The following is a 24,724-nucleotide window of genomic DNA, read 5'->3' as shown; positions in this document are numbered from 1 at the left end:
ATTTATTATAGCTATTATATTTGTTATACATAATATATGGCAAATATAATAACTCTGCAAGTAATTTTCATAATAAAAAATTTAGGATTAAAATTTAACCCTAAATTTTTTATTATATTCTAGTAAATATTAAACCATGTATCTATAAATCTTTTAATCCTTTTAATACTGCCAGCTTTGACATGCTGTATATAGAATTATTTTCTTTTCTTATTACTATTTCTTCATTAATACTCTTTCCATCCTCGCTTATATTAAATAAGGAAATGACATTTTTCTTGAAGGAGTATTCTACTAAATTATTTAAAATATCTTTGGCACTTTCCCTTTCCTTCAATATCTTATACAGATAGTTTGCAGTTTGTTGTGCTTTCTCTACATTTCTGTCCTTTAAAAAGTTCTTCTCAATAGCCCTTTCTAGAGCAAGAATTGCCATTTTTCCAATTCTGTTTTGTAAAATAGCACTTCCATTTATACAATTATTGTAAATAAATTCTACAGATTTATTTAATTGATTGAAGTATATATCAATATCTTCTTCACCAATACCAAAGGCTAAAAGTGCCATAGCAGTGGTCTCAACCTTATCTTCAATATTGCTGTCTTCATAATCTACAAAAGCACCATCTGCAAGTTGATTTTTAGCAATTAACCTGAGAAGTTCTTCTCTTGGATAAACTTTATCTAAATATTGATTGTGATCTATGTCTTCTTCCTCATCTCCACTATAGGATTTGTATAAAAAGCCTAATTGTTCATTTTCTTTAAAGTCTTCCATATCTATTTCATCAGCTAGTGTACCTTCTTGTACCTTTATAGGAATTATATCCCTAAGTTCAATACCTAGAACAGGTTCATATCTAAGTTCCATAAATATGAAGGTGGTTTCAGGACTTATGATTCCATTGTTTTTAGATAGCTCTACTACCTTTCTTCTCATAGCTTCCCTTGTTTCGCCACGCTCGGCTATCATATTTAATTCTATAGACTTTATTCTCTTTCTTGCCCAAACTTTTTTAAGAAGATTAGCATTTTCTTCTGTATTGAAGTTATCTAGGTTTATTGTCTTAATGTATTGCTTCCCATCTACCATTCCTTTTATAGTTATTTCTCCACTTACTTCTCCCACTACATCCGCAAATATTGAAAATGGTTCTCTATCATACATATAATCTATAGTTCTTGGATAAGTGCTTGCAACCTTCAATGTTCCCCAATCAATCTTAATATCGTCTACTTCTGGATTTTGTATTCTAGTAAACTGCCTTAAAACAACATCTTCAATTCTCTTTCCTTTATTTATAAACTCTGCCTTTCCGTAGCTTTCATGAGCAAGCTTATTTAGGAAATAATTATTAGTAGCAGAATCAATACCAAAGGAGAATATTCTATTATCACCGATATTCTCTCTTACATAAGATAATATTTCCTCTTCCTCTTCTACCTGATCATCAGTAAAAATTAGTATGGTGTTATGACCAACTTCATTTTCAAGACTGTATTTAATAGCTCCAAATATATCTGCATCTTCCTCTGTCTCTAAATCATCTATCCACTTTGATGCTTTTCTCAAGTTATCTGCATTAAACTCTGCCATGCCTTCATCAACGAAATACTTTAATGTATCTCCTACAGCAATTATGTCAAAAGTATCACCTTCCGATAAGTTTCTTATACACAATTGCAGTGCATTCTTTGCCTGCTTTAACTTATTACCTTTCATGGTTTCGGAAATATCTATTAGAAAAACATAGCTTTCTTTTACTTCTTCCTCAAAGAAATCTAGTCTTGGCACCATTCTTAAATAGACTATACCTTTTTCCTGCTCTCCTTCTTTATATTCATAAATCATTCCATCAGCCTCTAGTGGATTTTGCTCCTTCATGAGAAGTATAAAATCCCTATCCATAGTGTTATAGTCATCCTGAAGATTAATCCTAGCTACTGTATCTCCTTCTCTTTCTACATCTATTTTATGGTAGGTGGATTTAAATTCTAGCCTACAGAGAGATTCTACAAGTATGTTCGTTTTAAATTCAAAATCACTTTCATTTTCTTCTTTGATAAACTTCCTTTTTATACTATTCTTTATACTATTGATTGGTGATTCCTCATCTATTCTCTTTGGCTCAAAAACTGCTGGAATCTTAAGTTTAAAGGTATTATCCTTATACTCCATTTCATCAATATAGGATAGCCTTATTTTAACAATTTCTCCGGATATAATTTTTCCTATACTTATTTTAAATACATTAGGTTTGAATTCCTCTAGTAAGAAGGACTCTTTTTCCCTATTCTTTATATTTTCGTAAATTTTTATTGCTTTTTCTCTTTCTTCAACTATTGCTCTTAAAGTTCTTCCTCCTATTTCCGCTTCGAAACCAGAGATTATAGCAGTCCTAGGAATCGGAAACATGTAAACTCCCTCAATGTCATCCTTTCCTTTGTTTTCATAATCATGGCTTATAGTTATTTCTGCATAACTACCGCATACATTACCGCTTATGCTAATTCTTTTTAAAACCATTCCTTTGGCATCACCTTTAATTTCTTTTATACCATACACCATATCATACCCACCTTTTATTTCCATTTACTTAATTATACCAAATATTCCTTATTAATAGTGTTAACATAAATTCAATATTTATTTTTTACAATTATCTTTTTCACTATTATAAAGATAAAATTTTTTATTTAACTTATAAAAAAACCTCCATGTAGAACATAGAGGTTTTTTTACCTTAAACTATTTTGTTGCTTTTTTAAATCTATCATTTACTGTATTCCAGTTTACAATATTCCACCAAGCATCAACAAATGCAGCTCTTTTATTTTGATATTTTAGATAATAAGCGTGCTCCCATAGATCTAAGATAAGCAAAGGTTTTACACCCCATTGAGTTAAGTTTTGATGCTTTTCTGCCTGTAAAATTTCTAACTTATTAAACATGCAATTCCAGCAAAGTATAGTCCATCCGGAGCCTTCTACTGCTACCGCTGCAGCTGAGAATTGCTTCTTAAAGGCTTCATAGCTTCCAAAGTCCTTAGTAATTTGATCTCCAATTTCTCCAGAGGCATCTCCTCCTGCATTTGGGCCCATGTTCTCCCAAAATAATGTATGTAAAATATGTCCTGAACCATGGAAAGCTAATTCTCTTTCCCAATGTTTTATTAGTGCAAAATCACCATTTTTTCTTGCTTCCTCTAATTTTGACTCTGCATTATTTAATCCATCTACATAAGATTTATGGTGGGCATCATGATGCAACCTTACTGTTTGCTCATCATAGTGTGGTTCTAAAGCATTGTAATCGTAAGGAAGTGGTGGTAAAGTGTGTGTCATATTCATTCACCTCGTGTTTATTATTGTTTTTAACATTAATATTATGGTAATAAAATTTTTCTTTTATTCATTAAGAGGTATAGTAAAAGTGATATTTTTCCGAAACGCTATTTTTAATATAAATCTCTATTTAAAGTTTTTTAGTTATAAAACCGGAAATTATGTTATAATTAGGTAAATAATAAATATAATATTGCTATGGGGGAGATTCTAATATGAATAAAGAATTATGGACAAAGTGTGTACAGTTCCACGGACATGAATGTCCTGGACTTGCCATAGGCTATAAAGTCAGTGAAGCGGCAAAAGAAAAGTTAGGACTTAGCTTTTCAAAAGACGAAGAAATAGTTTGCATAGCTGAAAATGATGCCTGTTGTGTAGATGCAGTTCAGGTTTTAACTGGCTGTTCTGTAGGTAAAGGAAATTTATTATTTAAGGACTCAGGAAAAATGGCCTTTACATTTTTTAGTAGAACAGATAAAGAAGGCGTTAGAATTGTGGTTAAATCCCGTAAGAAAAGCGAGAATAGACAGAGGGAAATGGAATACATATTAGACGCTTCCTACGATGAACTATTTGAATTTAAAAAACCTAGTTTTCAACTTCCAGAAAGAGCTCGAATTTTTACAAGTGTAGTATGTGAAGAATGTGGAGAAGCCTCTGCTGAACACAAGATAAGGTTTATGAATGGTAAAAAAGTATGTGGTGATTGCTTTAAAGATTATTCAAGAAATCTTTAGTAGTTATACGTAGTGTATTTTCTGTTTTTTTAAATGTATTATAAGAGGCTGTTCCATTAAGTATAACTAACACAATATATTGACTTTTTACTGTTTTACAAACCAATATATTGTCTATAAATTACCTAATATAACAGTCTCTTCTTAACTTACATGTACTAAATTTCTCTAGTGTCGTTCCATATCCAAAGTAGCCTTATTAATAATATCTGAAAACTCGCTCAAATCAAAGGGTTTAATCATATAATAGTATGCCCCTAATTCTAACCCTTTCTTAATATCCGACTTTTGAGCCTTTGCTGAAAGCATTATTACTTTGCTTTTTATATTTCTCTCTATAAGTTTTTTTACAACCTCATATCCTGTAAGCTTAGGCATGGCAACATCTAGAACTATTATATCCGGTTTAATTTCTATGGACAGCTTGAGAGCCTCTTCCCCATCACAAGCTTCATATAAATTATAATCGCCAGAGGCCAAAATTTCTTTTAAGACAAATCTAAGATGAGGTTCATCATCTGCTATCAAAATACTTTTCATCTTTATCCCCCTAGTAAGGTAATTTACAAAGTTTCCAATACATATAAATTGCTCTTAAGGTATCCGTAAATTGACTATAATCTACAGGTTTAACCATATAACCTGAAACTCCTAAATCATAGGATTTTATAACGTCTTGCTCTTCTTTTGAAGTAATTAAAACAATTACTGGAATCTTTTTCAGTTCCTTATCCTTTTTTGAAATTTTCAAAAACTCTATGCCGTTCATCCTAGGCATATTTAAATCTAGAATTATTATAAAAGGTTTTTCATTCTTATTGTCCTTAAGATAATCTAATGCTTCTTCTCCATTGCCTGCTGCAATCACAGGGTTATGGATTTTCAGTTCTCTTAAAGTACGCTTTATAGTCATAACATCAATCTCATCCATCTACCAAGAGATTGACTTTGCTATCTTTCATTTATATACCTCCAAATGTTAATTAGTTAACAAGTTCTATTAAGATATGATCTTAGGAATAGTAAAGTAAAACTCACTTCCTTCATTTAACTTTGAATTTACACCAATTTTTCCTTCGTGAGCATTTACTATTTCCTTACATATAACAAGGCCTAAACCTGTGCCTCCTACTTTTCTGTGATCTGAGTTATCAACACGATAGAACTTTGTAAAGAGCATAGGTATGCTGTCCTTAGGTATGCCAAGTCCCTTGTCTACTACAGAAACCCTTATTTCTGTCTCCAGCTCCCTAACTACTATTCTTATCTCTCTATTTTCAGGAGAATACTTAATTGCATTAGATACTAAATTAGTTAAAAGCTGAATCATCCTTTGAGAATCTGCAAATATAGGTGAGTAGTCTACTTTATCCATATCAACTATCAATTCATGGGTTTCATTTACTTCGTAAAGAGATATAACCTCTTCTACTACATCAACTATACATATCTTTTCCCTGTTCAATACCTTCCTTCCGCTTTCCATTCGTTGTATATCAAGAAAATCATTTACTAAATTCGTTAACCTTTTTGTTTCTGTGTGCATAGTATTGTAGTATTTTTTAAGCTTTTCTTCGCTTAAGGTATCATTGGTCAAAAGGAGCTGTGAAAGAGCTAGCATTACTGTTAGAGGTGTTCTAATCTCATGACTTACAGTACTGACAAACTCTGACTTCATCTTATCAGTTTCAACCTTTTCTGTTATATCTCTTGATATATTTATAAGAGTTCTATCAGTTCTACCTTCATTATTAACAATAGATCTAGATAAGAACACTGGAAAAACACTTCCATCCTTCTTTCTATGCTTGAATTCTCCTGACCCATTTTTTGAAAGGTATTCATTAGTACTATAAAAATTCCTCTCCTTATCCCATAACTCATAGCTTTTCCTACCAATTATTTCACTACTACTATAGCCATAAGTTCTACAAAAAGCACTGTTAACAAATTTTATACTGTAATCTTTATCAGTAATATAAACGCTATCATTAATAGTCATAATAGCCTGTGACAGCATTGCTAGCTGTTCTTTATCTTTCCTATTCTTAATTGCATTTTCAATAATAGAAGGTAAAAGCTTTATATAATTTTTATCTATATCTTTAATTAAATAATCATAAACCCCAGATCTCATTGCCTTTACCGCAGTCTCCTCATCTCCAGCACCAGTAGTAAAGATTATTGGAGTATCTCCAATTATATTCATTAAATCAAAAGCTGTACCGTCTCCCAAATCATAATCTAAGATTACCACATCAAATTTATTGTATAGCAAGGCCTCTTTCGCAGATAGTACTGAATCAGAAATACAGTATTCATAGTTAAGCTTCTCATTTTTTATAAGCCTTTTAAAAACTATTTGATCAACATAGTCATCTTCTACAAGCAAAATTTTCTTAATCAATTCTTCCATTTAATCACCCTAAATCCTATAATAAAATATTTACTTTTTTAGCGTAAAGAAAAAGGTAGTACCTTCCATCGGTATGGATTCAAGCCATATCCTGCCGCCATATAACTCTACAATCTTTTTTACTATGGTTAATCCTATTCCTGTTCCCTCTACCTTGTCCCTGGAATTTAAGGCTTTAAAAATTTTAAATATCTTTTTAAAATACCTTTGTTCAATTCCCGGGCCATTATCTCTTATATAAAACTGCCAAAATCCTTCCATATCAATAGAACCTATTGAAATTTGTCCTATAGGTTTGTCCATATATTTAACAGCATTTCCGATTAAATTTTGAAAAACCTGACTAGCACGAGTCTCCTCAAAAAATATGTTTGGCAATTTATTTTCTATTCTAACTTCTATATTTTCAGGTACACTTAATAGATTGATTACATCTTTTACTAATTCATTGAAGTCAATTGGGACTTTTTCCTCTTTTACTCGTCCAACTCTTGAGTACTGCAGTATTCCATCTATCAAGTTATTCATCCTGCGTATTCTTCCTAGGAGCATATCTATCATCTTGTTTCCTTCGTCGTCCAGCTTATCCTTGTAATCTTCAGCTATCCAACCTGCTAAGAAGCTTATACCTCTAAGTGGAGCTTTTAAATCATGAGATACTACATAGGCGAAATCCTTTAATTCCTGATTTGCATTTTTTAATTCTTTATTAAGTCTTATAGTTTCTTCTAATTGTTTCTTAGTTTCTTTTTCCTGTTGCTCCAGGCTTTCTAAGGTCTGCATTAAAACTTGATTTTGTGCCTGCAGTTCCTCAACAAAGCTTTTAGGTGTATCCTGTGCTAATGCTGTTGTCCAGTCTCTGATAACTTCTGAAGTTATTGCCTTTAGTGTAAAAACTATTTCCTTTCCTAAGGTAACTATGTTTCCGCAGTCTTCCTTATGTTCTATATTGAAATAATCAACTAGGTTTTTTGCACCACTAATTCCTATGCCCATACCATTTTTTAACTTATAAGGTCTTTGAAGAATTTTTGTTAAATCTTCTAAACTGTTATCAGTAACAATTGCTTGAATAAATTGTTCACGTCTCTTTGTAACAAGGGAAAATTCAACTTTCCCTCCTTTGCCGTACATAATAGTATTTCTAGCTATTTCAGAAACTGCTGTTACAAACCTTGTTTGGTCAGTTATTGAAAGCCCTGCAAGAGATGTGATTTTTTTAGCCCTTTGTCTAACAGATATAATATCGTATTCTGATTTAATCATTACTGCAACTATCTGCATCTCTACTACCTCCGTTTTAAATTTCTAACAACTACAACTGCCATATCATCATTTTTTGTAGAAAAATCCCTATATATTAACGCGGCTATTAAGCTTGACTTTTTATTTAATATTCCAGGATAGTGATTAAAATTTATACTTGTTGCAAAACCATCTGTGTTCATTATAAAAACTGACTCTTCAAAAAATTTATACGTGAATCTTTGATATTTCCCCATATTTGCTCCAACAATACCTTCAGTAGAAATACAACTTTGATAAGTTTCATTGTAAAAAATACGACCAGATATGTTTCCAACTCCAATATAATTTATGCTATCTTTATTAAGATTCACATGAGCTATAGCTATAGCTGCTCCACGAGTACCTTTTAAACCTTCATGTAGATTAAGAAGCTTATCCTCTAAGGGGCTTTCTTTATCCTGTATAAATATTTTTACTGCTTCACGGGAGGTTTTAGCTGCTCCTTCACCGTGACCTAAAGCATCAGAAACCAAAATACATAAGCTATCTTTCTCAGTTCGAATTAACCAATCGTCTCCACAGACTTCTTGACCTGGTTTTGCCATTGAGAAAACACCAAAATCTACACTATCTTTGTGTAACTGTACTACTTCGCTGTCCTCCCAAACCCTCGACATAACTATTGTGCCTTTTTCCGGCTGCGAATAAATATCGAATTCCTGTGAAAGCCTTTTAATGGCTCCTAGTCCAGTTCCCATACTTCCAGCAGTGGAAAATCCATCCCTTAGAGCAGCACCTATATTCTTAATTCCCACTCCGCTGTCTATGGATATAACTTCTATACCTTTTACTCCGTTATAAGTTAACCTTTTAGTTATAACCTTGCCGCTGCAACCAGCATGTTTCAAGATATTTGTAGACATCTCATTTGTAATTATTGAAAGCTTGCCAATATTCTCTTCAGTTAATCCTATACTTTTTCCTAAATCTGATACTACTCTTCTTAATTCTCCAACATTACTTTTTTCAATTATATCAATACTTATATGTTGATTCATAAAATTCCTCCAGATTAACTAATCCACTTTACTATAATTACCTTTGTTCCCTTACCTAGCTCTGAAGTAATTTGGAATTCATCCATTAATCGTTTTGTACCAGGTAAGCCTAACCCCATTCCATCAGAACTAGAATATCCATCCCTCATAGCTAAATTAATATCAGCTATTCCAGGTCCAAAATCTTCAAAGGTTATTCGCAAACCTTCTCTAATACTGTTAAAGATATGCTCAATATAAACTGTTCCCTTACCAGCATATTTTATAATATTACGAGTTAACTCACTGGTAGCTGTAATTATCTTGGTTTGATCTACTATACTAAATTTTTTCTTTTTAACATAACTCAATACTATATGTCCTGCATTTATAATGCTCAATTCATCGGTTATATATATTTTCTCACCTCTAAGTATACTATTCATTGCTATCTTCCTCGGAAGTGCTAACGCGCTTTCTTAAAAGTTCAATTCCTCTATCAACGTTTAGTGCTGTGAGAACTTCTGGTAGAGTCATACCTAACTCAACTAAAGTAATTGCAACAGCAGGCTGCATTCCTACAACTACAGTTTCTGCATCTAATAGTCTTCCAATTGATGCAATGTTAGCTATCATTCTTCCGGTAAAGGAATCTAACATATCTACTGCAGATATGTCAATCAAAACACCTTTAGCTTCATGTTTCTTAATACTTTTTGTTAAATCATTTTGAAGCTTTACAACAAGTCTGTCATGTAAATCTACTTGTATACTTATTAATAAAAACTCATTTAATTTTATAATGGGAATTGTCTCCATAAATATGACTTAAATTCTAAGCCTTCACCTCTTTCTAACTCATGTCTAGAACTATTACTGTAATTAAAATAGCCTTAAGGTTAGCTATTTTTCAATTTTAGAAAATCTTAATTTTAGGCTCTGTTTTAAATAAGTGTTGATATGTAATACTTTTCTGAAAGATAGGTTATAATATAGATATAATCAATTTTAGGAGGAATAACCATGAATAATGTAGCATCAGTATTATCACAAGCCAAAGCATTATCAGAGCAAGAACAGCAAGAATTATTAACTCAATTAGAAGAATATCTTGTTTTAGGCTCTCAAGTTACACAAGTAACTAAAGAAGTTAAAGAAATGAGATTTTCAAAAGGAAGAGTATGTTGTCATTGTGGTGGTACTGATGTTGTTAGAAATGGTAAAAACAAAGGCGTTCAAAGATACCTTTGTAGGGAATGTCGCAAAAGTTTTTCTGATTTAACTAATTCGGCTACTTACAAGAGTAAGAAAACCTTAGATAAATGGTTTAGGTACGCTAAGTGCATGTTGAATGGTTACTCTATAAGAAAATCTGCTGAAATTGTAGAGATTAATATAGCAACAAGTTTTTATTGGCGACATAAACTACTTAACTGTATAAGCGAATTTCTCGGGGTAGGCTCTGTTGATGGGGTTATAGAGGCAGATGAAGTTTTCTTTGCTTATTCATATAAAGGAACTAAACCTGCAAATATGCCAAGACCTTCTCGTAAAAGAGGTAAGCAAATAAAGAAAAGGGGGATATCCAAGGAACAAGTTTGTGTTGCAACTGCTCTTGATAGGCAAGGTAATTTAATTATAGAGTTACTATGCACTGGTAGAATGACTTCTGATGAATTAAAGAGACTTTATAGCAACCGTATGGGAGAAGAATCCATTCTTTGCACAGATAGCCACAAGAGTTATATGCAATTTGCTACAGATATGGAATTAGAACATAAGAGAATTAAAAGAGGTAGACACAAAGAAGATATATACCATATTCAACACATTAATAGCCTTCATTCTAATTTAAAAAGATGGATGAGCAGGTTTAATGGTGTTGCAACTAAATACCTAAGCAACTACCTTAAATGGCATAAATGGATAAATACTTTCATCACAGAAAAAGAGACAATTAGAACCAAAAATTTAATAGTACATAGTAATATACCTCATAGTTACACTATGATAAAGGAATTTAAGAATAGACAACCAATATTTGTTTAAATTCGATTTATTTTATGTTTTTAGGTGGAGTTATAATCCATAAACTATGTATAATATAAATATAAACTATTAAACAATAGTAATTTATTGTGTCGTAATCATAGGCTGTTAATAGATAAGTTTTGTGGAGGTGAAAGATGAAAAAAATAATATTAATAACTTTGTTTTTAATGTTTGTATTCACAGGATGTTCTACAGTAAAAACACAAGAGATTAATTCACAAAAGCAACCATTAGAGCCAAAACAAGTAGTAGAAAATTATTTTAAATACTATAACGAAAAAAATTTAGAAGGGGTAAATTCAACACGAACTCAATGGAGTCAAATAACAACTGGATTAGACGAAAACTTGAAATATATTAAGCTAAACAGTATATCAGAAGATGTTCCCCCCACTATGAAGGAAGGATATATAAAATACGGAAATGGACTAATAACTGGTGCAAAAGAAGAGAATATAACAATTTATAAGATTGAATTTACGGTCAAATATAAAAAAGATAGAGTTGGTCCACAAGACAGTGGAAAATATATTAAGTGGTGTACTCTTATTAGAAAAGATGAAAACTCACCTTGGTTAATTGATGAGATAGGAGAAGGTTAGCTATTTGTTATAATATTTAATTCATAATCTTCTTTTTAGACGAACTAAAAGTGGACAAATTAAGTGTCCACTTTAATTTTGTTAATTTATCAACATTGGTTTAAAACAGAGCCTAATTTTAAAGTATCAAATGCCATTTTTAGAGCAGAAGCAAGAGTAGCCTTAGTTTTAACATCAGATAAATCGACCCCTAGGTGAACTATAGTCTGTGCTATAGCAGGGCGAATGCCGCTTATAATACATTCTGCTCCCATTAGTCTTACAGCCTTTACAGTTCTTATTAAATGCTGGACAACAAGTGTATCCATAGCAGGAACCCCTGAAATATCAAGTATAGTTATTTCAGCTCCCTTCACTGTTATCTCCTTAAGAAGATTTTCCATTACGATTTGAGAACGAATGCTATCTAGTGTTCCTATAAGTGGAACTGCCAGTATTCCATCCCATACTTGAATAACAGGGGTTGACAGTTCTAATATTTCCTGCTGTTGTCGTAAAATTATACCTTCCCGTTTTTTTGTATAATTTTCAAAAGTATATAACCCTAGCTGGTCCAATAACTTATTAATTTTAATAAGTTCAATAGTTAGAACATCTGGTTTATCCCTGAACTGCTCTTGAAGAAAGCTTAACAACACATCCTTAAGGCTAAATACATAGGTAGCGGTCTCAGAAGGAGCAAAACCTTGCTGAGCACGGGCATCACTTATCTCTCTTAATATTTCTTTCAAAGTTGAATATTCCTCAGAATCTATATCATTTACGTTTCCATGTCTTACTGCTTTGATAAGTTCATCTAAAAATGTCTTTGATTGAGACTTTAACTCCTCTATACTAAAAAGGTCTTCTCTTAAGCTGTCACTTGACATCTGTGCTAGTATCCACTGTTCATAAATAGGTTCTTTTTCCCCTAGAAGTATGTCGACTACTTCCTTCTTATCTGTATTCATATCTGCAGCCCTCCTAAAAAGCTTTTCATAAAAATAATTAAGATCTTATTATAGCAGTAAAATTACTGCATCTTATTATTCAGATAGTATTTTACCACATCCTACTACATTTTGCACCATTAACTTCCATTTCCTTATAATTCCTACCATATATCACTTTTACATTTTTAGATATAATTCACAACAAATTATTTACTATTTTACTACCAAGTACTGATATGATTTTTCGTTTTTTTGCCCTAGAGCTACAATAGAAGGTGCTTGTACGTTTTCTATGCTTACCCTAATTTATTTCATAGCCATCTTCAGTTTTTTTCTGATATAACCCTATCCAATCTGGTATGTTTCCTTTGCTTTTTAATATTTCAATTGCCACATCTCCAACTACTGCAAGGTCTTCAGCATTAAAATAGTATTCTATATTTCTATCAAAAAGTATGTTAGCTGCAGCCTCCATCTCATCATCGCCTTGCCAAACTACAAAGGTAATGTAGACGTTGTCAATAAATTCAAACTTACAGGCTCCGTCTCCCATCTTAAGTAACTGCCCACCTACTGCTTTCGCCCCTTCTTCCATTCTTTTTATATCATTTCCAAATCTGCGAGCAAGCTTTAGAATAGTTCTGTTATAAAAGTTTCTATAATAAACTAATCCTCCTGGGATTTCCTTATAAGTAATATCCTTATTAAAAGGCGGCACTGCCTTAGAGTTCACGAGATACCTTAAAACTAAGGTTCTTATAGTATATGCTTTTATTTCCTCTGATGTTTCTAAATCATATAGTTGTCCTGATGGATGCTTAACACTATATTCTCTTCCCATCATTTTAATTACAAAAGAGCCTTTTTCTTTATCATAAGGTATAGTAGATTGATTAGATATGTCTATTGGATCGGTTTCTGCGAATATGTTCTGAATGTACTCGAAAGGAACTCTCCCCTGTCTATCATCCTTTATTCCCTCATTACTCATATAACTTCCCCCTTAGATTACATTTTCCCTGTAATACTATTTTATTACAAATTTATGAAACATAAAAGCAAATTTATGCGACACAAAGAGGGGCTTAGAAATTAGACTTGGCGGCCTGTGTATACGGGCAGTTATGCTGTCGCATAGATTTTATGTGTGATGACGGGTATAATAAAACTTTTAGCTGCACTAAAAACAGATGCGTAGGTAGAGATATACTGCGTAGAAAGCTTCGAATAAGGGTTAGAAGGTCTTATGCTGGCGATTTCGAAAATATTAACTTAAACTCAGCTTTCTCAGAAAGCATTGAGTTTGAGTTCATTTTCGAAGTTGAGCGAGCATTAGACCTTCTTCCAAAAGTGAGGGCTTTCAAGTAGTACACCTCTACTTAACACACCGGTGTTCAGTGCTTCAAGTTTTTGTGCTGCATCATAATCTTTATTCCACTCTGATAATCTCCGCATTCTCTAAAGCACTGTAATGTGTGTACCCACCTATATGCAGAGGAGTATCTCCAAGCTCAGGGTCTACCTTCATACCTCCAAGGCAGGGATAACTGTGCCAGAACTTAGCTACAGATTTCTTTGCTTCTTCCCCTAGTCTAGTTCCTATAAGGTGTTTTGCTATATTATAACCATTACCACAGGGTGCAGAAATTATAACCTTTGCATCAACAATTATGTCTTCTTTATCTACAAAAAGTTTGAATTTGGGTTTACCTAGTTTAAACTCATCAATAAATTCATTAATTATAGGGAATTTACCATAATTCAAAGTACAGAAGGGTTTTGGAAAAGCATATTCTAGTCCATATTTATTACATTCTTCTATAACTAACTCTCTAGTCCATTTTGACACCCAATCTCCACTTTCAGAAGGAACCATTATAGCTTTTCCACCGCTCTCTTTTACAAGTCTGGGAATTTCTACTAATACATCTTGATGAACCCCAATAATTACTGCTAAATCATGCTCCTCAAATTTTTCAGGTAGGTATTTTAAAGGATCATCTTCAAAAAGTTGATAAAAATCCGGAAGATACACCACTTGAGAAATGCTGTCCTTAAAATTCAAATTATACTTTCCTCTGCACCAAACACATTCCTTACCACATAAAGTACAGACTTCTTTAACATTTTTTAAATGTGGTACAAATTTTGTATTTGCAAATCTAGTATCAGTCTTCATATAAAACTCATTTTCTGGTAACCTATCACTTTTTTCAGAACAAATTATCAATAGTTTCATTTTTTCGCCCCCATAAATTAATATAATTCCTATTTATTATCTAGTTATTTATTAATCAATTGTCGTACAAACAAGAAGCAAGTATATATACTTATTTCACTTTAATCCTATAAAACTATTATACTAAAACTATTTCAAAAACTCCGTAACACTTGTTACCAGTCATTACTATAATTACCAGAGCAGAAAAGATTCTATACTTTAAATAAGCTTTTATATAATAAAATATAATCTTTAGCCAAAGCGAGTTGTTAGAAGGGATATTTATTGAATAAAAATAAAATAGGTAGCAATCTTAACTACCTATTTAGGAAACCATGTTACTTTTTCTCTATTCTTCTTTCAAAACAGATAAACATAAGTATAGCATCAATTCCCCACTGAATTACTGTAACCCACCATACATATATAATTGAAAGCTTTAAAATATAGATAAAATAAAATATTAGAGGCAGTCTTATTAGCCAGCTGGTAGCTAAGGATATAAAAAATGGATTTTTAGTATCTCCTGAGCCCTTTAATGCTCCTGCAAATACTGATGAAAGGGCTATAGTTGGTTGTTCAAAAGCACCAATAAATAAGCATAGGGATGCTATATATATTAGTTTTATCTCTTCCTCTCCAACAAATAAATTGACCAAAAAGCTAGGCATTAGAAGAAATATAACTGCAAAAACAGACATCATTGCCACTGCCCCTAGGGCACAGGCATAAGTATATTCCTTTGCCTCCTTATAATTTTTTTCTCCAATTTTAATTCCTACTAAGGTTGTCGCAGCAACTCCAAATCCCATACCAGGCATGAAAGAAATAGACTCTACAGTATTGGCAATTTGATTAGCAGCAAAGGCTACGGTACCTGCTCTCATTATAATAAAGGTACATAATAATCTGCTGACGCTAAAGGCCCCATCTTCCATAATTGAAGGTATAGAAAGTCCAAATAACTTCCTAACCTTGTCCATCTTCATTGATAGTATATACTTTAATCTAACCTTAATTTTTGACTTAAAGATTAAGTATAAGAATATGAAAATAAAGCCAATAAATTGTGAAATTACAGAAGCTATAGCTGAACCTAATATACCTAATTCTGGTGTTATAACTCCAAAAATTAGAATATAATCTAAACTTAACTTGATTAAAGTCACTAATACAGATATCTTAAAAGGTGTATATGTATTTCCGTAACTTCTTAATATAGAACTAATCACATTTATCATCATGCTAAAAAATATTGCTATTACAGTAATTCTCATAAAAATATCGCTTAAGACAAGTATCCCTCCTCTAGCTCCACCTAAAAACAATATCTGCTCACTAAATGTAAATAGCACATAACAAATAGTGATGGCTAGGCAAATTCCTGACAAAAATCCTATAGAAGCATATTCCTCAGCAGCTTTTGTATCCTTTGCTCCTACACTCCTTGACACATAAGAGGCTATGCCAATACAAAGCCCTACCCCTATGAAGATATTCACACAGGCATATAATATTTCCATACTTAAGCCTACTACGCTTAAAGCTTTATTTCCACCATAATTTCCAATCATCATGGTATCGAAAATGGACATTAAGGTATATACTGTTGCTTCACCTACTGCTGGAAGAGAAATATCTAAAACTTCTTTTATTGCTTTTTTACTAATCATACTTACTCCGCCTTCTATACTTTAGAATTCTAACCGTTAAAATACGTCCTTGTTTAAATATATTAATTCAGTAGTGATTTTAATATATTTTTATACAGTAAATTTTCTTAAGTACTTTTAACTCTTTCAGTAAAATTTAATTTACACCAAAATCATAGTACTGAATATTATAGTATCGAAATGAAAGAAGAATACTTTTTGGTATATATCAGGGGAGGATAAAATTGGATAAGCTTACATTTATACATTCAATAAAGTCAAAAATAATTTTAGCCATTGCAATTACATCTATTATAGTATGTACTATAATTAGTGGCTATCTACAAACCAAAAACACAAACTCCCTACGAGAAGAAATTAAACAAAAGCTTATATTAATGGGGGAAAATAATAAAAATAAGTATGATAAAACTCTCTCAGATGTGGAAAACTCCGTTAACTTTCTTACTAACACTCTAGTCTCCACTATGGATGTTAACAAAATGATCTCTGATACTCTTTATCTGGAGAACTATACTAATCTTAATGAAAACATTATAAAAGAGGCTACCAAAAATACTAAGGGCAGCATGGGAACCTATCTTTTTCTAAATCCTGATATCTTCGGGAATCAAAAGGGTATATGGTATGCAGATACTGATGGTAAAGGTACTCTTAGTAAACAGCAGCTAACGGATATATCCCAATATGATAAGTCTGATAGAGAGCATGTAGGTTGGTATTATGAACCTATAAACGCTGGTAAAGGTGTGTGGCTACATCCCTATCTTAATAAAAACATCAACAAATATATGATTTCCTATGTATCACCTATATATAAAGATGATAAAACCATAGGAGTACTAGGTATGGATATTCTTTTTGATGACTTATTCGGCAGCATTAAAGAAACAAAAATATATAATTCTGGCTATATCTCTTTACTTGATTCAAATTATAATTTTTTAATTGATCCCAAGTTAACCGAAAAGGATAACCTTAAAACTTTGGATAACGGTAGTCATAAATTTATCATTGATGATATGGAGAAAAACAATATAGGAATTGCACAATCAACCTTTGATGGAGTAAGTAAATATATAATCTACGCAAAACTAAGTAATGGTTTTAGACTTTATATGCCAGTTACTAAGTCCGAGTGTTTTTCAAGTATTAGTAGTTCCACTAGGAATGTAATATTGTTATCTGCTGTAATGGTAGTACTAAGTATTTTCATAGCATTATTTATTAGTGCTATGATTACAAAACCTATAAATAAGCTAACAAAACTAATTGAAAAAACATCCCAGTTAAATTTAACTAATAGTGGAGAGTATAATTCATTACTGAAGCTTAGAGATGAAACTGGAATCATGGCAAAGGCAACTATTGACACTAATTATATTCTTAGCAAATTAATATCAAATATTAAAGTAGTGTCGGACAATGCCTATTCTAATTCCAATGAACTTTCAAATACTATTGCTGAGACTACTAAATCAATCGAAGGTGTTGCCAAAGGTACTAATGACCTAGCAGAGGGAATTTCAAGTCTTGCAAAAAATATAAGCGAAAGTGCAGATAATCTTAATGATTTATCCGAAAGTATAAATGCCGTTGTTACTAGCTCAAATAACGTTAAGGAATATGCTAAAAATACCGAAACAACTACAGAAAATGGATTAAGTGCAATGAATAGACTAAAGGAAGCTATAAACCAAACCACTAGTGCATCTGAAATGGTATCTAATAAAATAGTCTCACTGGACAGCAAATCAGAAGGAATAAGAAAGATAATTGACACTATCAAATCAATTGCTGAACAAGTGAATTTGTTATCTTTAAATGCAGCCATAGAGGCAGCAAGAGCAGGTAAAGCAGGCTCTGGATTTGCTGTTGTAGCAGAAGAGATAAGAAAACTAGCAAGTGAGACATCAAACTCTACCAGAGAAATTGAAAATATAATTGATGAAGTTAGACATGAGATAGAAGGCACCAAAACTTTAATCCTTAATACAAAAACCTTTGCTTGTAACACAAATTCCATTTCCGACGAAAGCTTATCGGCCTTTAATGAAATAAAAAAATCAGTGGATATTATAAGCAGCTCTATAGATGCCCTAACTAATGAAATTAGTAATATGAATAAGAAAAAAGCTGAAGTTATAAAAGCTACAGAAGAGATCTCTTCTATTTCTGAACAATCAGCAGCTACCACGGAAGAAATATCATCATCAGTTCAAGAACAATCAGCAAATATGTCTCAAATATCTAATGCTTCAGCAAAACTTAAAGATATCTCAATTGAACTAAAAAATCTAGTTAGTAAGTTTATTGTATAATTAGAAAAGTCTATAAGACAAAAAACTCAAGGGTTGTTCTAAAGTTCACTATTAGAACAACCCTTGAAGTAATATATTTATATCTAAAGCGTAAGGATACTACTAATTATTACCTTTAACTTTACAAATAACCGCCTTTATAGAAGTATAGCTAACTTCTTCTGGAAGAGCTTCTTTTATTATTTTTAACCTTTTTGCCCCTACCTTCTCAATTGCCTCTACTATAAGTTTTTCATGTCCTTCAGGTATCAATGAGTTTAAATCTACTTCCAATCCTTCTAAGGCACATCTCATTATGTGGTCTTCCACTGTAGTAAATTTCATATCTCTTTCCTCTGATATTTCTTTTAGACTCTTACCCTCCTTATACATGTTTAAGGTTATAATATGACTTGGTACATCACTCTTCTTTAGTGAATTTTTACTAATGTCTATTTCATTTTTTGATTTATTTTCTAAGTTGTCTATGTGTATTTTTCCACTCATACCTTTTATTCCGTGGTCTGCAGTATATTCTACAATAGTCTTTAAAAAGTCCTCTCCATACTTTTTAAGCTTAGCTTCTCCTACCCCTTTTATGGTCAGCATAGCTTCTTCATCTATTGGATAGTATTCACTCATTTCACGAAGAGTACTATCTGCAAAAATTATGTAAGGAGGAATCATTTCTCTCTCAGAAATACTCTTTCTTACTTCTTTTAATAGAATAAATAGAGAGTTATCTTTCTCTGCCTTAACTTTTCTCTTTTGTATTCTTTGAAATACCTTTTCTCTGCCTTTAAGTACTTCTACAGCTTTTTCCTTTAATCTAACTACCGGAAATTGGCTTTCTGTTAAGAATAAATAGTTATCTGCAATGAGCACATTTATTAAGTCCTTAACTTCCTTTAAGGTATATTCTTTCATAATCCCATAGGTTGAAAGCTTGTCAAATCCTAACTCTAAAACTTTTTTATCCTTAGATGCTTTAAGTACTTGAGCAACCATTACTGTACCAAATCTTTGCTGCATTCTAGCTATACAGGAGAAAATTTTCTGAGCTTCTATGGTTATATCCGTAAGTTCCGTCTCATCTTTGCAATTACTACAGTTATCACAGCCTTCCTCAGTATACTCATCTCCAAAGTAGTCTAGGATATACTTTCTTAAACATTTTGTAGTATGGCAATAATCAACCATATCCTGAAGTCTTCTATATTCATTAATTCTTCTTTCTTCAGAAAATATACTTTGCTCAATTAAAAATTTTTGAAGTATTGTATCTTGTGGTCCAAATAAAAGCACACACTCACTGGGCTCTCCATCTCTACCAGCACGGCCAGCTTCTTGGTAGTATGCCTCCATATTTTTAGTAATATTATAGTGTATTACATACCTTACATTTGACTTATCTATCCCCATACCAAAGGCATTGGTAGCTACAATTATATTTACATTATCATATAAAAAATCTTCCTGTGCCTTTGTTCTTACAGCATCACTTAAGCCGGCATGATATTTAGATACAGCATATCCTTTATTACTTAAAAGTTCATGAATGCTGTCCACTTCTTTTCTTGTTGCTGCATATACTATTCCTACATCTTTTTTATTATCCTCAATATACTTAAGCAGATAGTCTTTTTTATTTTCTCCTCTAATAACAGAAAAAAATAGATTTTGCCTGTCAAAGCCAGTAGCAAATATATTAGGACTTTTTAACTCTAAAAGTCTTATTACATCTCCTTTTACCTCTTCTGTAGCTGTAGCTGTAAAAGCTGCTACAATAGGTCTTGGGGAAAGTGATCTAATTAAAGGTGCAATGGCTCTGTAACTAGTCCTAAAATCATGTCCCCACTGGGATACACAGTGAGACTCGTCCACTGCCACCATAGAAACAGGCATAGTTCTTAATAATTGGCAGAAGCTATCTGACTCCAATCTTTCCGGTGCTACGTACAATAATTTTGTATACCCGCTTACTGCCATAAGTATTCTTTCTTGCACCTCATTTTGATCTAAAGTACTATTTATGAAAGCCGCCTTTATTCCTATACTATTCAAAGAATCTACTTGATCCTTCATCAAAGAAATTAAAGGAGAAACTACAATAGTTATGCCGCTTAATAATAGTGCTGGTATCTGATAACATATAGATTTACCAGCCCCCGTTGGCATTATTCCAAAGGTATCCTTACCTGATAATATACTTTCTATAACTTTCTCCTGCCCTTTTCTAAAGCTGTCATATCCATAGTATCGTTTTAACAGACCTTTTGCATTTTCAAGCATTGAAGCTTTACCTCCCAAATCCATTTCTATATTCATTCTAAACAATTATTCTGTTAATTAATCATAAGTATTATTGCTAACTAAAATTTTTTAGTTAAAATACAATAGTTCTAGTATAAAACAAATTTATCATTTATACATCTCAAAAACTGTTGTAAATAACAAAAATATAGACTAATTCATTTCTTTTATGTTTATATACTTGAATATTTATATTTGTTTTTTGACGAACTTTTGGCGTCAAATACAAGTATAAACTATAAATAAATCTTTAGAAAGTATCACTTACAGCATTCCCTTATCTGTTCTTGCAAAATAAAAAGAGCTTGGGTTAACCAAACTCTTAAAGCTAATATCTTTCTATTATTCACTAAACTTACATAATTTTTTGCTCCATTAACTTTGCCACTAACTAGAGTAAAAGTACAATGAAATCTATATTTTCTAATTTTTCTAAGATTTTATATACTAATAAACACTTATGTGACATAACTATTCTTCATTTACTCAATATAATAAATTTACAAATTAAAGAGACACCTTTTTCAGTGCCCTAATATAAGAAGGTCTTATGAAATTTCCTTGAAATTCCTAGAAAACATAGTATAATTAATCTAGGTGATGGAGCTCACCTTTAACTGCGAAAAGCTAATGGCTCCTACTTTAATGTTTTCATTAGAGTAGGGCTTTTTTTGTTGACTAACTTGTAATCAAAAGGAGACTTCTAATATGAAGAAATATATTTTTATAGGTGCAGGAGGCTTTCTAGGCGCCATTATAAGGTTTTGGATTAAAACCACTCCAATTAATAGTTATAAAGAATTCATTCCAATTAATACACTATTCATCAATATAACAGGTAGTTTTCTTCTAGCTTTAATAACTGTAACTGCTTTAGAAATTATAAAAATAGATGAGTCACTAAGACTAGGCATATGTACAGGATTACTAGGTGCTTATACCACCTTTTCTACTATGTGTAAAGAGGCTGTGGAGCTTTTAAGCAAAGGTTACTATTTTTCTTCTTTGTCATACATTACAAACTCTGTTGTATTAGGCCTTGCATCAGCGTACCTTGGGGCTGCCGTTGCTAGAGAGCTTATTCCTAAACTGTTTCCAAGCCATGGTAGAAATGACTTAAGTAACCTGTAATAGGCACTTATAGAAATGTAAATTTTTATTATATATCTTTAAGAGATGAGGTAGAGATAATGGAATTTTTGTTAGTAGGTATTGGAGGTATCTTCGGCAGCATAACTAGGTTTTCCTTAGGAAAGTTTATTTCCAAGAAGTTGAACTCCTCTTTCCCCTTTGGAACTTTTATCATAAACATTACCGGAGCTATTTTGCTTGGTATAGTAACCAGTATAGGCTCTAGTAAAAATCTATATATAACTTTAGGTGATGGATTTCTAGGAGCATACACCACCTTTTCTACTTTTATGTATGAAGGTTTTAATCTTTTTCAAGGAAAGTCTAAACTAAATGCCTTTGCTTATATATTATGCTCAGTGGTGTTGGGTATAATTGGATATGCTATAGGTGAAAAGTTAGGATTGTTTCTAAAGTTGTATAATCTTATCTTATGACCATATTCATTGATCCACAATTATTCATTATTACTGATAATGTTATAGAAAGCAATTGTCCAGAAGAGGACTTTCTTCCCATAAGGGTGACTTTTAACCACTTTACCTCTACTGGACATACAATTACTTTCTATCATACTATATACTTTTAATGTATTGCTTTCTTTTTATATCTCTTTCCTGATGCTTCAACACTGGACACAGTAATTAGAGCATTGTCATCAAAGCCATTAATAATAGACTTCAACTTAGAAATTTCAAGTCTAGATACAACAGCATATATTACATTTGTGCGAAGACCCTTATAGGCACCTTTTCCATTAAGTAATGTTACTCCTCTACCTAACCTTGCTACTATCGCCTCTGCTATTTTTTCATGTTGATCTGATATAATAATTACTGCCTTTGATTCGTCTAATCCCTCTACAGTAATATCAATGACTTTAAAGGCTATAAAGTAAGCGATGAGTGAATACATAGCCCTGTCCCAACCAAAAATCAGCCCTGAGGAACCTAAAATGAATATGTTAAAAAACATTACAATCTCGCCAATAGAAAAGCTTGATCTTTTATCTAATATTATAGCCACAATCTCCGTGCCGTCTAAAGAACCACCATTTCGGATTATTAGTCCAACACCAACTCCTAATATAATTCCACCAAAAATTGATGCTAAGAAGACGTCATGTGTTATCCCCGGAATGGGATGAAAGAAAGATACGCCAATAGATAGGCATACAACAGAAAATAATGTTGATAAAGTAAAAGTTTTTCCTATGTGTTTATATCCTATAATAAAGAATGGAATATTTAATATAAAGGTAAATACACCTAAAGGAATTTTAGTTAAATGACTTGCCATAATTGAAATACCCACCACTCCACCGTCTATAACGTTGTTGGGTATTAAGAAGACTTCAAGTCCAATTGATACTAGAATTGACCCTAATATCATGAAAAATACTCTGTTTGCTATGTTAAAAAACTTATGATACTTTTTTCTCATCAAATTCCCCCTTTTTTAATCTCATGAATATTACTTTCTTCAAATTTTATAAGCTTTTTATACATTAATTATACTATAATTTCAGCACATTGTCAATTGAGAATGATTTTCTATTGCTATTCTGTTAGAATTGCTGATATTATGAATGCTTCTCATCTATCTATCTGTATCCCTTTTATCAACTGAACATATAATAAATAGAAAGTAAATTAATGCGATGTATTAATATTTAGGAGGCCCTCTTTATGAATAAACAAAGTGCTGCTTTTTTATCTATAGTATCCAACTCTTTTCTTATAATTCTTAAGCTAACAGCAGGATTACTAATAGGATCAATTAGTGTTATTTCTGAGGCTATACATTCTTCTATGGATTTACTGGCAAGTTTTATAGCGTTTTTTTCTATAAAAAAAGCTTCAAAGGCAGCAGACGATGAACATCCCTTTGGCCATGGTAAATACGAAAACCTTTCTGGCTTTGTTGAAGCAATGTTAATCTTTCTAGCAGCAGCTTTTATCATTTTCGAAGCAATAAAAAAAATTATTTACGGTTCAACTATAGAAACTTTTGCTGCAGGGCTAATAGTTATGTTTATTTCAGCAGTTGTAAATCTAGTAATTTCTGCAGCGTTATTTAAAATTTCCAAAAGAGAAAACTCTATAGCCTTAGAGGCTGACGCAATGCATCTTCTAACAGATGTAATTACAGCTGCTGGAGTCTTTTTAGGACTTTTAATTGTGAAAGTTACAAACTTAACTATTATAGATCCTATAACTGCTATAATTGTAGCTTTACTAATAGTTAAAACTTCTATAAATCTGACTAAAAGGTCCATAAAAGATTTGGTTGACAGCAAACTTCCTGATGAAGACATAAAAAAAATTGTAAAGGTCATAAAAAGTCATGATGAAATCAGAGGATACCACAGACTTAGAACAAGAAACTGCGGTCCTAAGAAGGAAGTTGATATTCACTTATCAATTAATGAGGAGCTTTCCTTTGTTGAAGCTCACAATTTATGCTCTAAAATTGAGGAAGATATAAGAACCATTTTTCCTAATTCTTATATCCTTATACATCCAGAGCCAGTTCAGAAGATTCCCTCCTCAAATAAAATTACCTATAGGAATATATAAAAATCTTTTATACTATTACCCTCTTAAGAGCTAAAGAATAAAACCAAAAAATTTAGGCTGATTATAATCTACAATCAATCTTTGATCATAGACTATAACCAGCCTAAAACTATTATACTATTTTTCCCTTTTTC

General features: G+C 31.9%; 23 protein-coding genes and 1 riboswitch. Of the genes, 8 read left to right on the top strand and 15 right to left on the bottom strand.

The window, feature by feature from the left end:
• Positions 1-142 precede the first annotated feature (142 nt).
• Entirely contained in the window at positions 143-2,593 is a 2,451-nt protein-coding gene (locus N4T77_RS12380) for a VIT and VWA domain-containing protein (protein WP_261672114.1), read from the bottom strand.
• 156 nt (positions 2,594-2,749) lie between these two features.
• Positions 2,750-3,346: a superoxide dismutase gene (locus tag N4T77_RS12375; protein ID WP_261672113.1), complete on the bottom strand. Its 597-nt coding sequence runs from the start codon at positions 3,344-3,346 to the stop codon at positions 2,750-2,752.
• Positions 3,347-3,561: 215 nt separating this feature from the next.
• Between N4T77_RS12375 and N4T77_RS12370 the strand changes: the two genes are divergently transcribed.
• Positions 3,562-4,086 (top strand): FmdE family protein, encoded by a 525-nt coding sequence (locus tag N4T77_RS12370; protein WP_261672112.1) that lies wholly within the window; start codon positions 3,562-3,564, stop codon positions 4,084-4,086.
• Between the two features lie 168 nt (positions 4,087-4,254).
• On the opposite strand, the gene N4T77_RS12365 is transcribed toward N4T77_RS12370, so the two are convergent.
• From N4T77_RS12365 to N4T77_RS12335, 7 genes are all read right to left on the bottom strand, one after another.
• A complete protein-coding gene (locus tag N4T77_RS12365; RefSeq protein ID WP_261672111.1) occupies positions 4,255-4,626 on the bottom strand; it encodes a response regulator transcription factor in 372 nt (123 codons plus the stop codon).
• Positions 4,627-4,636: 10 nt separating this feature from the next.
• A complete protein-coding gene (locus N4T77_RS12360) occupies positions 4,637-5,017 on the bottom strand; it encodes a response regulator (RefSeq protein WP_261672110.1) in 381 nt (126 codons plus the stop codon).
• Positions 5,018-5,086: 69 nt separating this feature from the next.
• Entirely contained in the window at positions 5,087-6,502 is a 1,416-nt protein-coding gene (locus tag N4T77_RS12355) for an ATP-binding protein (RefSeq protein ID WP_261672109.1), read from the bottom strand.
• A gap of 30 nt (positions 6,503-6,532) precedes the next feature.
• Complete coding sequence (locus N4T77_RS12350) at positions 6,533-7,786, bottom strand: ATP-binding protein (RefSeq protein WP_261672108.1); 1,254 nt, start codon at positions 7,784-7,786, stop codon at positions 6,533-6,535.
• Between the two features lie 5 nt (positions 7,787-7,791).
• Complete coding sequence (locus N4T77_RS12345; RefSeq protein ID WP_261672107.1) at positions 7,792-8,808, bottom strand: ATP-binding SpoIIE family protein phosphatase; 1,017 nt, start codon at positions 8,806-8,808, stop codon at positions 7,792-7,794.
• Positions 8,809-8,822: 14 nt separating this feature from the next.
• Positions 8,823-9,233 (bottom strand): anti-sigma regulatory factor, encoded by a 411-nt coding sequence (locus N4T77_RS12340; RefSeq protein ID WP_261672106.1) that lies wholly within the window; start codon positions 9,231-9,233, stop codon positions 8,823-8,825.
• The gene (locus N4T77_RS12335; RefSeq protein ID WP_261672105.1) at positions 9,226-9,606 is read right to left on the bottom strand and encodes an STAS domain-containing protein; all 381 of its coding nucleotides are present in this window, start codon (positions 9,604-9,606) and stop codon (positions 9,226-9,228) included. The genes N4T77_RS12340 and N4T77_RS12335 overlap by 8 nt, the downstream gene beginning before the upstream one ends.
• A 204-nt stretch (positions 9,607-9,810) precedes the next feature.
• On the opposite strand from N4T77_RS12335, the gene N4T77_RS12330 reads away from it, so the two are divergent.
• Both N4T77_RS12330 and N4T77_RS12325 read left to right on the top strand, forming a co-directional pair.
• Positions 9,811-10,836 (top strand): IS1595 family transposase, encoded by a 1,026-nt coding sequence (locus N4T77_RS12330; RefSeq protein WP_261672104.1) that lies wholly within the window; start codon positions 9,811-9,813, stop codon positions 10,834-10,836.
• A gap of 137 nt (positions 10,837-10,973) precedes the next feature.
• Positions 10,974-11,441 carry a DUF4829 domain-containing protein gene (locus N4T77_RS12325; protein ID WP_261672103.1) on the top strand — a complete coding sequence of 156 codons (468 nt, stop codon included), beginning with the start codon at positions 10,974-10,976 and terminating at the stop codon, positions 11,439-11,441.
• An 89-nt stretch (positions 11,442-11,530) separates the two neighbouring features.
• On the opposite strand, the gene N4T77_RS12320 is transcribed toward N4T77_RS12325, so the two are convergent.
• On the bottom strand, positions 11,531-12,391 hold the full coding sequence (locus N4T77_RS12320; RefSeq protein ID WP_261672102.1) for an STAS domain-containing protein: 861 nt from the start codon (positions 12,389-12,391) through the stop codon (positions 11,531-11,533).
• 283 nt (positions 12,392-12,674) lie between these two features.
• A complete protein-coding gene (locus tag N4T77_RS12315; RefSeq protein ID WP_261672101.1) occupies positions 12,675-13,364 on the bottom strand; it encodes a DUF3786 domain-containing protein in 690 nt (229 codons plus the stop codon).
• A gap of 107 nt (positions 13,365-13,471) precedes the next feature.
• Here N4T77_RS12315 and N4T77_RS12310 point away from each other — a divergent pair, with 107 nt between their 5' ends.
• Positions 13,472-13,741: a hypothetical protein gene (locus tag N4T77_RS12310; protein ID WP_261672100.1), complete on the top strand. Its 270-nt coding sequence runs from the start codon at positions 13,472-13,474 to the stop codon at positions 13,739-13,741.
• A gap of 61 nt (positions 13,742-13,802) precedes the next feature.
• On the opposite strand, the gene N4T77_RS12305 is transcribed toward N4T77_RS12310, so the two are convergent.
• The gene (locus tag N4T77_RS12305; RefSeq protein ID WP_261672099.1) at positions 13,803-14,612 is read right to left on the bottom strand and encodes a DUF166 domain-containing protein; all 810 of its coding nucleotides are present in this window, start codon (positions 14,610-14,612) and stop codon (positions 13,803-13,805) included.
• A gap of 320 nt (positions 14,613-14,932) precedes the next feature.
• Positions 14,933-16,267 carry an MATE family efflux transporter gene (locus tag N4T77_RS12300; RefSeq protein WP_261672098.1) on the bottom strand — a complete coding sequence of 445 codons (1,335 nt, stop codon included), beginning with the start codon at positions 16,265-16,267 and terminating at the stop codon, positions 14,933-14,935.
• A 224-nt stretch (positions 16,268-16,491) separates the two neighbouring features.
• On the opposite strand from N4T77_RS12300, the gene N4T77_RS12295 reads away from it, so the two are divergent.
• Entirely contained in the window at positions 16,492-18,588 is a 2,097-nt protein-coding gene (locus N4T77_RS12295) for a methyl-accepting chemotaxis protein (protein ID WP_261672097.1), read from the top strand.
• 102 nt (positions 18,589-18,690) lie between these two features.
• Here the strand turns inward: N4T77_RS12295 and recQ are convergent, their stop codons facing one another.
• Positions 18,691-20,859 carry a DNA helicase RecQ gene (recQ, locus tag N4T77_RS12290; RefSeq protein WP_261672096.1) on the bottom strand — a complete coding sequence of 723 codons (2,169 nt, stop codon included), beginning with the start codon at positions 20,857-20,859 and terminating at the stop codon, positions 18,691-18,693.
• Positions 20,860-21,467: 608 nt separating this feature from the next.
• A riboswitch (Fluoride riboswitch) is annotated at positions 21,468-21,527 on the top strand.
• A gap of 61 nt (positions 21,528-21,588) precedes the next feature.
• Here recQ and crcB (N4T77_RS12285) point away from each other — a divergent pair.
• Together crcB (N4T77_RS12285) and crcB (N4T77_RS12280) are read left to right on the top strand one after the other, a co-directional pair.
• The gene (gene crcB, locus N4T77_RS12285) at positions 21,589-22,011 is read left to right on the top strand and encodes a fluoride efflux transporter CrcB (RefSeq protein WP_261672095.1); all 423 of its coding nucleotides are present in this window, start codon (positions 21,589-21,591) and stop codon (positions 22,009-22,011) included.
• A 59-nt stretch (positions 22,012-22,070) separates the two neighbouring features.
• On the top strand, positions 22,071-22,448 hold the full coding sequence (crcB, locus tag N4T77_RS12280) for a fluoride efflux transporter CrcB (protein ID WP_261672094.1): 378 nt from the start codon (positions 22,071-22,073) through the stop codon (positions 22,446-22,448).
• 148 nt (positions 22,449-22,596) lie between these two features.
• On the opposite strand, the gene N4T77_RS12275 is transcribed toward crcB (N4T77_RS12280), so the two are convergent.
• The gene (locus tag N4T77_RS12275; RefSeq protein ID WP_261672093.1) at positions 22,597-23,454 is read right to left on the bottom strand and encodes a YitT family protein; all 858 of its coding nucleotides are present in this window, start codon (positions 23,452-23,454) and stop codon (positions 22,597-22,599) included.
• Between the two features lie 245 nt (positions 23,455-23,699).
• Here N4T77_RS12275 and N4T77_RS12270 point away from each other — a divergent pair, with 245 nt between their 5' ends.
• Positions 23,700-24,590, top strand: a complete 891-nt coding sequence (locus N4T77_RS12270) for a cation diffusion facilitator family transporter (RefSeq protein WP_261672092.1) — start codon at positions 23,700-23,702, stop codon at positions 24,588-24,590.
• The last annotated feature ends 134 nt before the right edge of the window (positions 24,591-24,724 follow it).

It is taken from the genome of Clostridium sp. CX1 (assembly GCF_025398335.1).
Lineage (GTDB): Bacteria > Bacillota > Clostridia > Clostridiales > Clostridiaceae > Clostridium_AM > Clostridium_AM tanneri.
This window is presented reverse-complemented; position numbering and strand designations above follow the sequence as displayed.